Below are 13,036 nucleotides of genomic sequence, written 5' to 3'. Positions count from 1 at the left end.
CGCCGAACGGGACGGCGGGCTTCGCCCGGTCCATGGTCAGCGGATAGAGCCGCTTGCCTTCACCGCCGGCGAGGACGATCCCGAGAACATGCGGTTGTGATCTCACAGATCAAACATATCCGCCCGCCGAGAAGCCGACCACCCGACAAGTGAAATGGGTCCACCGCCACACTTCAGCGGCGCCGAGCCGTCGTCATCGTGACATCGAGCGTCGCGCGCACCGGCCCGTCTGCGACGACCGTCGCCGCGGACTCGGCGAGCTGCTCGCGCGTGCGGTGGAATCCTGCGGGCCCCATCGCCGCGATGTCGACGAGCATCGGTTCATCGAGTGCCACACTCGAGCGCACCGGGCGAACGGCGACGTCGTCGAAGTCGTCCGCGACCTCGGCGGCGAGACGCTGGCCCTTGCCCTCGCCCACCAACAGCATGTGCATGGGCTCCACGATCTCGGCGAGGTGACCGGGTTCGGGAGTGACGATGATCCAGCGTCCGCCGGGCTTCAGCACGCGCGCGGTCTCGGCAGCGTTGCGGGGCGCGAAGATCGACAGGACGACGTCGGCCGCTCCGTCGCGGACCGGGAGTCCGGACCAGAGATCGGCGATCACCGAGAACCCGCGCGGGTGCCGCTTGGCGGCGCTCCGCGCACAGAACTTGGAGAGGTCGAGACTGATGCCGACGGCCTGGTCGGCGGCGTCGAGTGCGGCGGCCAGGTACTGCCCCGGTCCACCGCCCGCGTCGACCACCACTCGGGCGCCGGCGCACTCGGCGGCGACCGCCGCGACGATCGGATCGTACAAGCCCGCGGCGAACACGCGATGACGGGCCGCGACCATGTCTGCGGTGTCGGACCGATGGTTGGTCCCACGCCCGGTCAGGAGCGAGACGTACCCCTGCCGCGCGATGTCGTACGAGTGGCCGTCGGCGCACCGCAGCGAGGCGTCGGCCGACTGCAGCGTGCCCGAACAGACCGGGCACCGGAGCAGGCCGACCGCCGCCGACCACCGTGAGCCGAGCGGGTCGCTCAGGCGGTGACCTCGCGCAATGCCTCACCCAGTGCCGAGGCTTCTTCGTCGTTCAGTTCGACGACCAGTCGGCCGCCGCCGTCGATCGGAATCCGGACCACGATTCCACGTCCTTCTTTGACCGCTTCGAGCGGACCGTCCCCCATACGTGGCTTCATCGCCGCCATGTGTCGTGCTCCCTTCGCGTGGATTTCACGATGTTCACCGTTCATGATACTTCGCGCACACGTGTGCACTGCGCGCAGTGTGGTCGCGTACGGCCCGGGAATGCTTTTGCCGCCGCCGATTCCGACGATCTGATGGATCGACGACCACCGATTCTCAGTGTCGAGCGTCGTGCTCCCCGGGCGCACCGAGCGGTCGCATCGGGCCGGTGTCGGCCTTGCCCGCGTCGAGTTCGTCGCGCGCGGCCAGGTCGTGAACCACGGCACGCAGTTCGTCGATCTCCCGCGCCAGTTTCTCGAGGGTCCAATCCACCTCGGAGGCCTTGTATCCGCGGAAGACCTGCTGAAAGACCACCGTCCGGACGTCGTCGCCGGTGATTCCCGCACGAGGGAGCCGGGTGAGGGTGGTGCCCTTCTCGATCGGGGGCATCTCCTCCCCCCGCCCGAAAACGAACCACACCAGCGCGAAGAGGAGCGCGACCAGCACGGCCACGCCAATCACATAGAGTCCGATCGTCACCACGTGTTCAGGGTAGCGATACTCCGAGCTCGGCGATCGGCGGGCGCTCGCCCCGCAGCAGTTCGGTGGTGTGCGGGGTGAAGCCGCCGTCGGGCTCGGGGACGAACTGGGTGAGGCCGACGCCGGAGTCGGCGATGCCGCAGCGATCGAGCAGGGTCGCCACGATCTGCCTGCTCATCACCGACAGCTCGTGCAGCGGACGATTGCGGTGCTTCCGCACGCCGAGGTTCACCTGGCCGATTCCGCGGAGGCCGTAGCGGTCGTAGGTGTCGATGAGCAGACCGATCTCCACGCCGTAACCGGGAGCGAAGCGGACCGACGCGAGCAGTTCGCGGGTACCCGCGTACTCGCCGCCGAGCGGCTGACACACCTCGCCCAGCTCCGGCTTCAACGCCGTGAGCAACGGTCGCGCGAGGAGCTCGGTGACCCGTCCGCCACCGCCCGGCTCCTGGGTGTCGCCGGTCTGCAGCGGTCGGCGGTAATAGCCCTTCACCAGGTGGATCTCCGGGTCGGCGAGCAACGGGCCGACCATCTTGGGGACGAACATCGGATCGGGATCGATGAGGTCGGCGTCGACGAACGCGATCACGTCGCCGGTGGTCGCGGCGATCGACCGCCAGAGGGCCTCGCCCTTGCCCGGCACGGGCGGCAGGTCCGGGATCGCCTCTTCGCGGGTCACCACGCGAGCACCGGCCGCGCGGGCGGTCTCCGCGGTGCGGTCCGTGCTTCCGGAGTCCAGCACGATCAGCTCGTCCACCAGAGTGCCGACCAACGGCGCGATGGTCGCGATGACGCCGCCGACCGTGGCCTCCTCGTTGAGCGCGGGAAGCACGACCGACACGGTGCGGCCGTTCTTGGCGGCGACCAGATCGGCGACGCTCCACTCCGGGTGATCCCAGGTGTGCGTGTGTGACCAGCGCGCCTCGCCTTCGCCGCGGTCGACCCACGGCGCGCCTTCATGTCCCGGGTTCATGCCAGACCTCGCACGCTGCGGGCGGGCGGTCTGGTGCCGACGATCGCGGCCACCATGTCCACTACCCGCCGGGTGTCGGCGACCTCGTGCACTCGAAACATGCGTGCCCCCTGCGATGCGGCGAGCGCGGTCGCGGCGAGTGTTCCGGCCACTCGGTCGCCGAGCTCGGCGTTCAGCGTCTCACCGATGAAGTCCTTGTTGCTCAGCGCCATCAGCACCGGCCACCCGGTGTCGACCAGGCGGTCGAGGTTTCGCAGCAACGCGAGCCCGTGGTGGGTGTTCTTCCCGAAGTCGTGGGTCGGGTCGATCAGGATGCCGTCGGCGCGAACGCCGGCCGCGCGGGCGCGCTCCGCCGCGCCTGTCACCTCAGCGACCACATCGGCCACCACATCGGCGTACGCCACCCGGTGCGGCCGGGTGCGGACCCGGGCGCCCCCGGTGTGCGAGCACACCAGGCCGGCACCGGCCTGCACGGCCACCGAGACCAGGTCGGGGTCCACGCCCGCCCAGGTGTCGTTGATCATGTCGGCCCCGGCCTCGCACGCCTGCGCTGCGACGTCGGCGCGCCAGGTGTCGACGCTGATGAGGATGTTCGGATGGGTTCGACGAATCCACGCGATCATCGGCACCACGCGCTGCGCCTCGGTGACGGCGTCGACCTCTTCGCCGGGGCCGGCCTTGACCCCGCCGACGTCGATCATGTCCGCACCCTGGGCCACCACCTGGTCGATCCGCGCCTTCGCGGCGTCGTCGGAGAAGGTGGCACCCCGGTCGTAGAACGAGTCGGGGGTGCGATTGACGATCGCCATGACCAGGGCTCGGTCGGTGGCGACGGGCCGGCCGCAGAGGGTCGCGGCCGGACGGGCGGTGCTCACCCTCTCACCCTACGACGCGCCCGCTCGCGGCAGTCCGCCGGTCCCGCGCGTCGTCCGTCAGCGGGGAGCCTTGGCCGCGGCGACGTCGGCCAGATAACCGTCGTAGAACGGCACATAGCCGTCGGTGCGCCCGGCGAGCACCCACAGGGTGTCGTCCCCGACATCGGAGTAGGCCTCGTTGCGGAGCTCCACCTTGCGGTTCTTGAAGGTCGAGGTGGTCTCGATCTCCGGAACAAACCGCACGAAGAGCGGCATCGCGTACGCGGGCAACAGTCCGTACAAGCGATCGGCGAGCGCCTTGGGCTCCACGGTCTCGCCCGCGCGCAGCTGCACCGCGGCCATTCCCGCGCGACCGTCGCAGCCCGGCACCTCGACTCCGTACGCCACCGCCTGTTCCACCTCGGCGACGCCGTCGAAGGCGCCCTCGACCTCGGTGGTTGCGACGTTCTCGCCCTTCCACCGGAAGGTGTCGCCGAGCCGGTCGACGAAGGCGATGTGCGAGAAGCCGAGCTCACGCACCAGATCGCCGGAGTTGAAGTACGAGTCGCCCTTCTTGAAGCCGTCCCGAATGATCTTCTTCTCGGTGTCGGTGGTGTCGGTGTAGCCGTCCACCGGGACGCGCGCGCTGATCTCGGCGATCAACAGACCCGGCTCGCCCTTCTGGACCTTGCGCAGACGCCCGTTGGCGTCGCGCTTGGCCGTGCCGTCGTCGTTGTACTCGACGACCCGGAACGGCAGCGGGCAGAAGCCCGCGGTCCGCTTGACGTCGAAGGCGTTGACGAAGGCGAGGTTGAGTTCGCTGGCGCCGTAGAACTCGACCACGCGTTCAATGCCGAAGCGTTCGGTGAACTCGTCCCAGATCTCCGGGCGCAGACCGTTGCCGACGATGACGCGAACCGAGTGCTGGCGGTCGGTCGGTTTGGGCGGCTGAGCCAGCAGGTAGCGGCAGAGTTCGCCGATGTAGCAGAACGCGGTGGCGCGGTTCTCGATGATCTCGTCCCAGAAGCGGGACGCCGAGAACTGCTTGCTGATGGCGATGCAGGCGCCCGCGGCCAACACGGCGCCGAGCGAGACCGAGAGCGCATTGTTGTGGTACAGCGGCAGCGCGACGTACATGGTGTCCGACGACCGAAGCCGAACGGCCAGCCCGCCGATGCCGTCGTGGTTGGCGAGCCAACGGTTGTGGCTCATCACGCTGGCTTTGGGCAGCCCGGTGGTACCGGAGGTGAAGATGTAGAACGCCAGGGTCGATGCGGGCAGGGTCTTGGTGACGGCCGGGTTCTCCTCCGACTTGCCCTCGGCTGCGGTGTCGAGCGCCGGGTAGTCGAGCACGTGCTCGGGCAGGCGATCCGGGCTGATCGATTCGTAGGCCTCGATGCACTCGGGGTCGTAGATCAGGGCCTTGCCGCCGAGCAGCTTCATGCTGTGATCGATCACTTCGCCGCGCTGGTTGTAGTTCAGCATGCCCGCCACGGCGCCGAGCTTGAGCGTCGCAAGGATGATCATGAGGTCGGTCGGACTGTTCTTGGCGAGGATGCCGACGACGTCACCGGTACCGACACCGCGGCCGGCCAGGACGGCCGCGTACCGGTTCACCTGACGGTTGACTTCACCGTAGGTCAGGGTTTCGCCGTGCGAACGAATGAACGGTCGGTCCGGATGGTCGGCGGCGAGCTTGGCGAAGATCTGCCCGATGGTGCGCTTGGCGGCGGGCGGCCGGACGATCATGCCGGGGACGTGTCGGACCATGTTGGGCAGGTCGGGCACCATTTTCACCGCACCCCGGACGACGTCCTTGATGCCGACCTTGTTCGGAACCTGCGTGCTCATCGAATGCCTCGCTTCGTCGTCGTCCTGCTGAACGCCGTTACCTTACCGATTAGTCAGATAGACAATACTGTCACCCAGGGTTTCACATACCTTGAGCTTGTCGAGAGAGCGCTGCGCGACGAAGCCGCGGGCGCGAAGATCGTCCAGCCAGGTGAGCAGCGGATCGTAGAAGCCCTCGTGATTCAGCAGGACGACCGGCTTGTCGTGCTCCCCCAGAAAACCGCCGGTCCACGTCTCGAAGAACTCCTCGAACGTGCCGATCCCGCCGGGCAGGGTGATGAAGGCGTCCGACATCTCGTCCATCAGTCGCTTCCGCTCCCGCATGGTGTCGGTGACGATCAACTCGTCGGAATCGAGGTCGGCGACCTCGCGCGCCATGAGGTGCTCGGGGATGATCCCGATGGTCCGACCACCCGCTTCACGGGCGGCTCGCGCCACGCTGCCCATCATCGAAACATTGCCGCCGCCGGAGACCAGCGTGAAGCCCGCCTTGGCGATCGCCTCACCGGTGCGCGCGGCCAGGACCAGGTACTCCTCGTCCACCGGTCCCGAGGCGCAGTACACGCACACGGCTTTCATGAACGGGCCGCTCGCACGACGATCTCGACGGCCTCCGCCGGTGTGTCGACCACATGCAGCAGGTCGACGTCACCCGGCGAGATCTTGCCCTCGGCTTCCAGCGTGTTGCGCAGCCAGTCGACGAGCGGTCCCCAGAAGTCGGTGCCGATCAGCACGATCGGAAACTTGAGGACCTTCTCGGTCTGCACCAGCGTCAGCGCTTCGAAGAGTTCGTCCAGCGTTCCGAATCCGCCGGGCAGGCAGATGAAGGCCTGCGCGTACTTGACGAACATGGTCTTGCGGACGAAGAAGTAGCGGAAATTCATCGACAGCGTGAGCCACGGGTTGCTGTGCTGTTCGAAGGGCAGCTCGATGTTGAGCCCGATCGATTCCGCACCGGCCTCGTACGCGCCGCGATTCGAGGCCTCCATGACGCCGGGACCACCGCCGGTGATCACCGCGAAGTTCTCATGGGCCAGCAGGCGCCCCAGCTCGCGCGCCGTCTCGTACTCCGGCGTGCGCTCCTTGACCCGCGCCGAACCGAACACCGTGACGGCTTCGGCGACGTTCTCCATCGCATCGAAACCGGCGACGAACTCGGACTGGATCCGGAGCACCCGCCACGAGTCGCGGACCATGCGGCGATCGGCGCGATCAGGGTCGCGCGGATCCACCCACTCCAACAACCTGCGGTCGGCCGGAGCGACTTCGGCGCCCTCCTCGACGCGCACCTGAACCGGACCCAGGTTGCGCACGCACGGGTCGTCAGGCGTCGGTGTCTTCGACCGCCAACTCACTGCTGCCGGTGTCGTTTCGGGCGAGGCGGGAGACGATCCTTCGTTCATGCGGCGACACTAGCAACCCGCCGACGCCGACGCCTGGCCAACACCTCGTGCACGTCAGGACCGGGCTTGAACCTCGAACATCGGCAACCCCGGCGCGGCCGCGAGGATCTCGTCGTCGGACGAGTCCGCGGTCAGTCCCCCGACAAGCCCGGACACCTGCCAACCCCACTTGCGCAGGTAGTCGCGAATGAGGTCGGGCTTGCCCGCGTCGTCGACCTCGACCAGCGCAACAGCTTCGGTGCGCCTGCCCCGGCGAAGCGACACCGCCGATCCGGCCCGCACGTTCCGGACCCACTGGGTACGGCCCCGCGGCGAGAGCAGGAACCGCGCATCGTCGATGCGGAGGACGTTGACCGGACGTGCGGTGACACGTCCGGAGGTGCGTCCGGCGACCAGCAGCTCCTGGCAGTCGCGCGGGGCGGCCCCGAGGCGGACCAGTCGCCCCACCGCCGCATTGGACAGGGCCTGCAGACGGCCCTTTGGATCGATCGATGTCATGTCGCCTCCAATTCGAGAACACTGTTCTTGATTATTGGAGACAGTAAGCTGCAGTGATCAAATAATCAAGAACACTGTTCTTGATTAACTGGAATCGTCGTCCTCGCCATGGGACGATGACCCGAATGGACGAGATCGAACAGGGTGAGCCGACCGGACCGCGGGCCCGCAATCGGGCCGCGGTCGAGAACCGGTTGCGCGCCGCGGGGCGCCGACATCTCGCCGAGCACGGAGCGGCGGCACTGTCGCTGCGGGCCGTCGCGCGAGACATGGAGATCGCCCCGTCGGCCCTCTATCGGTACGTGCGCAATCGCGACGATCTGCTGACCGTCCTGATCGTCGACGCCTACGACGACCTGGCCGACGCCATCGACGCCGCGGTGGCCGAACGCACGACGCCGCAGACACGGTTCGTCGCCTTCGCGAACGCACTGCGCGACTGGGCCCTGGCGCACCCGAGCGAGTACGCCCTGATCTACGGCTCGCCGGTGCCCGGCTATCGGGCCCCGCAGGAACGCACCAACCGCGCGGGCGAACGCCCCCTGATCGCTCTGGCCGCCTTGGTCAGCACGACGTCCGTGCCGACGGTCGCCGGAACTGACGGAGGGATCCAGACTGCGGCGGCCCAGGCACTGCAATCGCTCGGTGCCGAGTCAGCGACACTCGCTCGCGGCATCGCCGTCTGGAATCTGCTGCTGGGATCGGTCTCCAGCGAACTGTTCGAGCAACTCGGTCACGTCACCGACCACCAGGCGGCGGTGTACGCGGGCGTCGTCGACCTCGGTGCCGCGCTGCTGTTCGGGTAGCGGTTCAGGCGCCGGTCAGGTACGACCGCAGAATCGCCTCGACCTGACTGATCTGTTCCACGGGCACCCGCTCGTCGACGCGATGCGCGAGGCTGGGGTCGCCGGGGCCCAGGTTGACCGCGGGGATGCCGAGCGCCGAGAACCGTGAGACGTCGGTCCAGCCGTACTTGGCGCGGAACTTTCCATCGGCGGCCGCGACCAGTGCCGCGGCGGCGGGGTGTGCCAGACCGGGCAGGGCGCCTGCGGCCGAGTCGGTGATCTCGGCCGTCACCGCACCGGACGCGAGCTCCGCTGCGAACACCTCGCTGACGTGCTCGAAGGCCTGTGCGGGACTGCGGTCGGGGGCGAAGCGGAAGTTCACGTCGACGTACGCCGCATCGGGGATCACGTTGCCTGCCACCCCGCCGGAGATCCCGACCGCCGACAGGCCTTCGCGGTACTCGCAGCCGTCGATGTCGACGCGCCGCGGCTGATAGGCGGCGAGCGTCGTCAGCAGCCCGCCGAGTTTGTGGACGGCGTTGTCGCCCATCCAGGCTCGCGCCGAGTGCGCGCGGGTCCCGGTCGCGGTGAACCGGACGCGCAGCGTTCCCTGGCAGCCGGCTTCGATCTGCCCGGCGGTCGGCTCCCCGAGGATCGCGACATCACCCCGCAACCAGTCCGGGAGCTCGCGTTCGATGGCCCCGAGACCGTTGAACTCGGCGGCGATCTCCTCGCAGTCGTAGAAGATCAGCGTGAGGTCGTGGGCCGGATCGTCGAGGGTCGCCGCGAGGTGCAGAAAGACGGCGTCGCCGGACTTCATGTCGACGGTGCCGCAACCGTGCAGCACGTCGCCTTCGGCGTCGGTGACGGTGCGGCGCGAGGGCACGTTGTCGACGATCGGCACGGTGTCGAGGTGTCCGGCCAGGATCACCCGGCTGGGTTTGCCCCGGTCGGTCCGGGCCAGCACGCAGTTGCCGTGGCGCACCACCTCGAAGCCCGAAGTCTGGGCGCGCAGCGCCTCCTCCACGGCGTCGGCGATCTGCGATTCGTCGCGGCTGACGCTCGGAATGTCGACGAGCGCCGCCGTCAAGGCGATGGGATCGGCGGACAGGTCCAGGCGCGGAATGCTCACGGTTCCCATCGTAGAAGCACCGTCGACCGGCGCACGAAAATGTGACCGATCCCGTTGCCACCGCCGCGCGAACTCTTATTAGAATTTCTGAAATGAGCAAACAGGGTGCAGCAGCGATCGGAATCGCAACCGTGTGGAGCAACGACGGCACCACCGTCGTCCTCGACACCTGGTTCCCCGACCCCGGGCTGGTCGACGACCCCGGCGAGACCGGCTCCACCGAACTGACCGGCGAGCAGATCCCCGCCGACCTCCGCCCCCTGGTCGGCGACGACGCCGCCCGCGGTGTCCGCACCATCGCCGTCCGCACCGCGATCGCCGACCTGACGATCGCGCCGATCGACGCACACGACGTCTACCTGCGTCTTCACCTTCTCTCCCACTGCCTGATCGCGCCGCACAGCGCCAACCTCGACGGCCAGTTCGGGCTCCTCGCCAACGTGGTCTGGACCAACTTCGGCCCGTGCGCCGTCGACGGCTTCGAGCTCACTCGCGCGCGTCTGCGCACCCGCGGTCACGTGACCGTGTACTCCATCGACAAGTTCCCGCGGATGGTCGACTACGTGACCCCGAAGGGCGTCCGCATCGGCGACGCCGACCGGGTTCGACTCGGCGCGCATCTCTCCCCCGGCACCACCGTGATGCACGAGGGCTTCGTCAACTTCAATGCCGGAACGCTCGGCAACTCGATGGTCGAAGGTCGGATCTCGGCGGGCGTCGTGGTCGGCGACGGCTCGGACATCGGCGGCGGCGCGTCCACCATGGGCACGCTGTCCGGCGGCGGCAAGGAGATCATCACCATCGGCAAGCGCTGCCTGCTCGGCGCCAACGCCGGATGCGGCATCCCCCTCGGCGACGACTGCGTGGTGGAAGCCGGTCTGTACATCACCGCGGGCACCAAGGTCGTCGGCCCCGACGGTTCGGTGGTGAAGGCCCGCGACCTCGCCGGACAATCGAATCTCCTGTTCCGCCGTAACAGCACCACCGGTGCCGTCGAGGTGTCGGCCAAGGAAGGCGACGGCATCGCGCTGAACGAGGCGTTGCACGCGAACAACTGACGGCGCGTAAATGAATCCCCGATTCGGCCGAATTCTGCCTATTTGAGCAAGTTCTCGCCGTATCGGGGATTCAAATGCGAGGACGCAGATCCGGAGGCAGTCCGCGCCGTCAGTGTCGGCGGCGTCCTGACCTGCGCTTCGGCCCTCAAACGGCACGGGGTGTGGGTGCCTCCCACGCGGAAGTTGCATGTTCGCGGATCGACCTCCTCGGTTCGCAACCATCCGGCCTGGTGCAAACAGCACGGTCGCCCGCCGAGGGTGACCGATGCCGTCGACGACCTGCCGACCGCCCTCCGCCATGCGGCACGATGCCTGTCGACCGAAGAGTTCGTGGTGATCTGCGATTCGATTCTCAACCGCGGCCTGCTGACGCCGTCGGCGTTGGAGGCCGAACTCGGCGGAACCCCGAGGTCCGTGCAGGATGCCTTGTCTCTGGCGGACGGGCGTGCCGAATCGGGAACGGAGACGATGGTTCGGCTCCGCCTTCGCAGACCCAACCTGCAGATCCGGACACAGGTCTCGATCCCGGGCGTCGGGCGGGTGGACCTCGTGGTCGGCACCTCGATGATCGTCGAAGTCGACGGGTATGAGTACCACGCCGATCCCGATCGATTCGAGAACGATCGCCTGCGCGACCTGCAAGCACGGGCACTCGGATTTCACCCGATCCGGCTGACTTATCGACAGGTGGTGCACCAGTGGGACCTGGTGGCACCACTGCTCGCCGAACTGATCAATCGCGGCGACCACCGACGCCCACTCGTCGCGGCCTCGACGTAACTACGGCCACCGCCAGAGCGCCCCGGGCCGCCCGACACCCGACGACGACTCCCGGTCGGATCGCACCGCGATGCGCTTCAGCGTCCGATTGAGATTGCCGCGGTCGACGTCGGAGCCGGTCAGCGACCGGGTCACGTCCAACGCGGTGCGGACGCTGAACTCGCTCCCGGTGAGCGCCGCGGTGAAGGTGAGGTCGCGCCACAGCTTGTCGGCGAGGACCGGGCGAACGTCGGCCAGGATTCTGGTGTGGTCGAAGGCCAAGGGCGGCAACGCCTCCCACGACACCCAGCGCGCGGTTTCCGGGTCCGACGGCTCGAAGCCGCGAACGGCCACCCACGCACTGATCGACAGCGTGGGACCGCGCGGGTCGCGGTGCGGCTCGTCGAAGACCACGAGTTGGCCGACCCCGTCGACCGCTGCCGCCGACACCCCCGCCTTGCCGGCCGCGCGAATCGCGGCGTCGGAGATCCGCTCTCCGGCCCCGAGCAGGACGCCCGGCAGCGCCCAGTCACCGGCGAACGGTTCGGCCGCACGCCGGTGAATCAACACCTCGGCGCCGTCCGCACCGACCCGCAGGACCACGGCGTCGACCGACACCGCCGAGGAGGCGATGTCGGTCGCTGCCGTCACAGATCGGTCCCGACGCCGGTGAGTGCTGTCATGCCGATCAGTCTCTCACCGGCCGATGTCGGTTCTCGATCCCCCCTTCCCGGTCCTCGCGCGACCACGGCCACCGGAACCCCGGCCGCCGCAGCCAACTCGGCGGGGATCTCGTCCGGACCCACGACCTCCAGCACCGGCCGAGCATCGCGTGCTGTCGCGGTCAACCGCTCCTGGTGCGCCAGATCCCGGTAATCGCCGAGCAGGTAGCGGTCCGGTCCCGCGTAGCGCCTCGCCACGGCGACCTCACCGCCCGCGACCAGATCGAGGTGACTCACCGCGAGCGCGTCCAGTCCGCCGTGACGGCGACAGACCTCAGCCGAATAGCGCAGCAACGGCAGATCCAGGTGCCCGACGCGCCACTGCCCCTGGTACCTGCCGGTCCCGTTGTGCGGTTCCGGCAGCGCCAACGCGTCGTCCTCGGTCGGCAGCGGCCCGGCGCCGTGGCGCGTGGCGTACGCCCGCACGACGCCGACCACCAGCGCGGGCGATTCCCCCGCCTCGGCCAGCAGGTCCTGCGCGACACTCGGGAGCGTCGTGCTCCAGGTGGTGTGGGGGTGCAGCCCGCGCCATTCGTCCAGCAGGATCCCCTGCGCCCCTTCGAACAGCACTCGTCCCGCCGAGGCCGCCTCGGCGATCCGCGTCCGGTCGTCGACCACCGTCACCGCCCGACCGAACTCCGCCAGAGCAGCCGCCATCACCCGCACCGACGGCGGCTCGTGGTCGCTGTCGGCGAGCAGCGGCTCGTAGAAATCCCTCAGTGCCATCAGGGTTCGCCGGATCTGCTGCGGGTCGAGACAGTCGGCGACGGTGAGCGCAGGCACGTCGGCGTCGCCGGTCGCCTCGATGTCGTAGAGGACCTCGCCGCGGCGCAGACCCGACTCACTCGCGAGCTGGTACCAGCGCGTCTCTCCGATACCCAGTCCGCACGATCCGTGCCGGGCGTCGCCCCGCTGATCCTCCCGCGTGCGATTGACCGCGATGTGGATCGGCGTCACCACCGCAGCGGCGGGGCTCACCGAGACCATGCCCAGCGGATCGGTCACGCCGAGGCCCTCCAGATCGAGGGCCTCGGCGGCCAACCGCCACGGATCCACCATGACGTGCCTGCTCAGGTGGGTCGGTACGCCGGCGAGCGTGCCGCTCCCGAACAGGCGGAAGGTGTGGTGCCGACCGTCGGCGACCACGTTGTGCGCGGCCTGCGCACCGCCGTTGAAGCGGACCACGGCGGCGGGCCCGAGGCGGGCGCTCAGCCAGTCGACGGTGGCGCCCTTCGTCTCGTCGCCGAAGCCCAGCCCCACCACGACGATGTGCCTGCCGTTCATCTCATCTCTCC

Annotated in this window: 16 protein-coding genes; 3 read left to right on the top strand and 13 right to left on the bottom strand. The window is 68.6% G+C overall.

Annotated features, from left to right (window positions below):
- The 10 genes from GX543_RS00180 to GX543_RS00135 all read right to left on the bottom strand — a co-directional run.
- Positions 1-106, bottom strand: a 106-nt coding sequence (locus tag GX543_RS00180; RefSeq protein WP_290849013.1) for a sugar phosphate nucleotidyltransferase, incomplete at its 3' end; no start/stop codon positions are given.
- Positions 107-173: 67 nt separating this feature from the next.
- The gene (locus tag GX543_RS00175; RefSeq protein WP_366929042.1) at positions 174-932 is read right to left on the bottom strand and encodes a methyltransferase domain-containing protein; all 759 of its coding nucleotides are present in this window, start codon (positions 930-932) and stop codon (positions 174-176) included.
- An 89-nt stretch (positions 933-1,021) separates the two neighbouring features.
- A complete protein-coding gene (locus GX543_RS00170; protein ID WP_006895853.1) occupies positions 1,022-1,189 on the bottom strand; it encodes a DUF3117 domain-containing protein in 168 nt (55 codons plus the stop codon).
- A gap of 154 nt (positions 1,190-1,343) precedes the next feature.
- Positions 1,344-1,709, bottom strand: a complete 366-nt coding sequence (locus GX543_RS00165) for a DivIVA domain-containing protein (protein ID WP_290849009.1) — start codon at positions 1,707-1,709, stop codon at positions 1,344-1,346.
- Positions 1,710-1,713: 4 nt separating this feature from the next.
- Positions 1,714-2,679: a glucosyl-3-phosphoglycerate synthase gene (locus GX543_RS00160; RefSeq protein ID WP_290849008.1), complete on the bottom strand. Its 966-nt coding sequence runs from the start codon at positions 2,677-2,679 to the stop codon at positions 1,714-1,716.
- Positions 2,676-3,488 (bottom strand): dihydropteroate synthase, encoded by an 813-nt coding sequence (gene folP / locus GX543_RS00155; protein ID WP_290849012.1) that lies wholly within the window; start codon positions 3,486-3,488, stop codon positions 2,676-2,678. The genes GX543_RS00160 and folP overlap by 4 nt, the downstream gene beginning before the upstream one ends.
- A gap of 123 nt (positions 3,489-3,611) precedes the next feature.
- The gene (locus GX543_RS00150) at positions 3,612-5,384 is read right to left on the bottom strand and encodes a long-chain-acyl-CoA synthetase (RefSeq protein ID WP_290849007.1); all 1,773 of its coding nucleotides are present in this window, start codon (positions 5,382-5,384) and stop codon (positions 3,612-3,614) included.
- A 42-nt stretch (positions 5,385-5,426) separates the two neighbouring features.
- Complete coding sequence (locus GX543_RS00145; RefSeq protein ID WP_290849006.1) at positions 5,427-5,963, bottom strand: TIGR00730 family Rossman fold protein; 537 nt, start codon at positions 5,961-5,963, stop codon at positions 5,427-5,429.
- Positions 5,960-6,787, bottom strand: a complete 828-nt coding sequence (locus GX543_RS00140) for a TIGR00730 family Rossman fold protein (protein WP_290849005.1) — start codon at positions 6,785-6,787, stop codon at positions 5,960-5,962. Before GX543_RS00140 ends, GX543_RS00145 begins: the two co-directional genes overlap by 4 nt.
- A gap of 54 nt (positions 6,788-6,841) precedes the next feature.
- A complete protein-coding gene (locus GX543_RS00135) occupies positions 6,842-7,285 on the bottom strand; it encodes a nitroreductase/quinone reductase family protein (RefSeq protein WP_290849004.1) in 444 nt (147 codons plus the stop codon).
- A 125-nt stretch (positions 7,286-7,410) separates the two neighbouring features.
- Between GX543_RS00135 and GX543_RS00130 the strand changes: the two genes are divergently transcribed.
- A complete protein-coding gene (locus GX543_RS00130) occupies positions 7,411-8,091 on the top strand; it encodes a TetR/AcrR family transcriptional regulator (protein ID WP_290849003.1) in 681 nt (226 codons plus the stop codon).
- A 4-nt stretch (positions 8,092-8,095) separates the two neighbouring features.
- Here the strand turns inward: GX543_RS00130 and dapE are convergent, their stop codons facing one another.
- Positions 8,096-9,202, bottom strand: a complete 1,107-nt coding sequence (gene dapE, locus GX543_RS00125) for a succinyl-diaminopimelate desuccinylase (RefSeq protein WP_290849002.1) — start codon at positions 9,200-9,202, stop codon at positions 8,096-8,098.
- Between the two features lie 92 nt (positions 9,203-9,294).
- On the opposite strand from dapE, the gene dapD reads away from it, so the two are divergent.
- Positions 9,295-10,260, top strand: coding sequence for a 2,3,4,5-tetrahydropyridine-2,6-dicarboxylate N-succinyltransferase (gene dapD / locus GX543_RS00120; protein WP_290849001.1), 966 nt, complete (start codon positions 9,295-9,297; stop codon positions 10,258-10,260).
- A 258-nt stretch (positions 10,261-10,518) separates the two neighbouring features.
- Positions 10,519-11,040 (top strand): hypothetical protein, encoded by a 522-nt coding sequence (locus GX543_RS00115; protein WP_290849000.1) that lies wholly within the window; start codon positions 10,519-10,521, stop codon positions 11,038-11,040.
- On the opposite strand, the gene GX543_RS00110 is transcribed toward GX543_RS00115, so the two are convergent.
- Entirely contained in the window at positions 11,041-11,670 is a 630-nt protein-coding gene (locus GX543_RS00110) for an NUDIX domain-containing protein (protein ID WP_290848999.1), read from the bottom strand. It lies immediately after the preceding gene.
- Complete coding sequence (locus GX543_RS00105; protein WP_290848998.1) at positions 11,667-13,025, bottom strand: adenylosuccinate synthetase; 1,359 nt, start codon at positions 13,023-13,025, stop codon at positions 11,667-11,669. Before GX543_RS00105 ends, GX543_RS00110 begins: the two co-directional genes overlap by 4 nt.
- Between the last annotated feature and the right edge of the window lie 11 nt (positions 13,026-13,036).

The organism is Gordonia sp. (in: high G+C Gram-positive bacteria) (genome assembly GCF_012515855.1).
Classification (GTDB): Bacteria; Actinomycetota; Actinomycetes; order Mycobacteriales; family Mycobacteriaceae; genus Gordonia.
The sequence above is the reverse complement of the archived record's forward strand: the minus strand, read 5'-3'. Positions and strand labels throughout refer to the sequence as shown.

Bases quoted from the DNA above. Each gene is read 5' to 3' on its own strand.
- GX543_RS00170 (WP_006895853.1), bottom strand. From the start codon at position 1,189: ATGGCGGCGATGAAGCCACGTATGGGGGACGGTCCGCTCGAAGCGGTC.
- GX543_RS00160 (WP_290849008.1), bottom strand. From the start codon at position 2,679: ATGAACCCGGGACATGAAGGCGCGCCGTGGGTCGACCGCGGCGAAGGC.
- folP (WP_290849012.1), bottom strand. From the start codon at position 3,488: ATGGCGATCGTCAATCGCACCCCCGACTCGTTCTACGACCGGGGTGCC.
- GX543_RS00150 (WP_290849007.1), bottom strand. From the start codon at position 5,384: ATGAGCACGCAGGTTCCGAACAAGGTCGGCATCAAGGACGTCGTCCGG.
- GX543_RS00145 (WP_290849006.1), bottom strand. From the start codon at position 5,963: ATGAAAGCCGTGTGCGTGTACTGCGCCTCGGGACCGGTGGACGAGGAG.
- GX543_RS00140 (WP_290849005.1), bottom strand. From the start codon at position 6,787: ATGAACGAAGGATCGTCTCCCGCCTCGCCCGAAACGACACCGGCAGCA.
- GX543_RS00135 (WP_290849004.1), bottom strand. From the start codon at position 7,285: ATGACATCGATCGATCCAAAGGGCCGTCTGCAGGCCCTGTCCAATGCG.
- GX543_RS00130 (WP_290849003.1), top strand. From the start codon at position 7,411: ATGGACGAGATCGAACAGGGTGAGCCGACCGGACCGCGGGCCCGCAAT.
- dapD (WP_290849001.1), top strand. From the start codon at position 9,295: ATGAGCAAACAGGGTGCAGCAGCGATCGGAATCGCAACCGTGTGGAGC.
- GX543_RS00105 (WP_290848998.1), bottom strand. From the start codon at position 13,025: ATGAACGGCAGGCACATCGTCGTGGTGGGGCTGGGCTTCGGCGACGAG.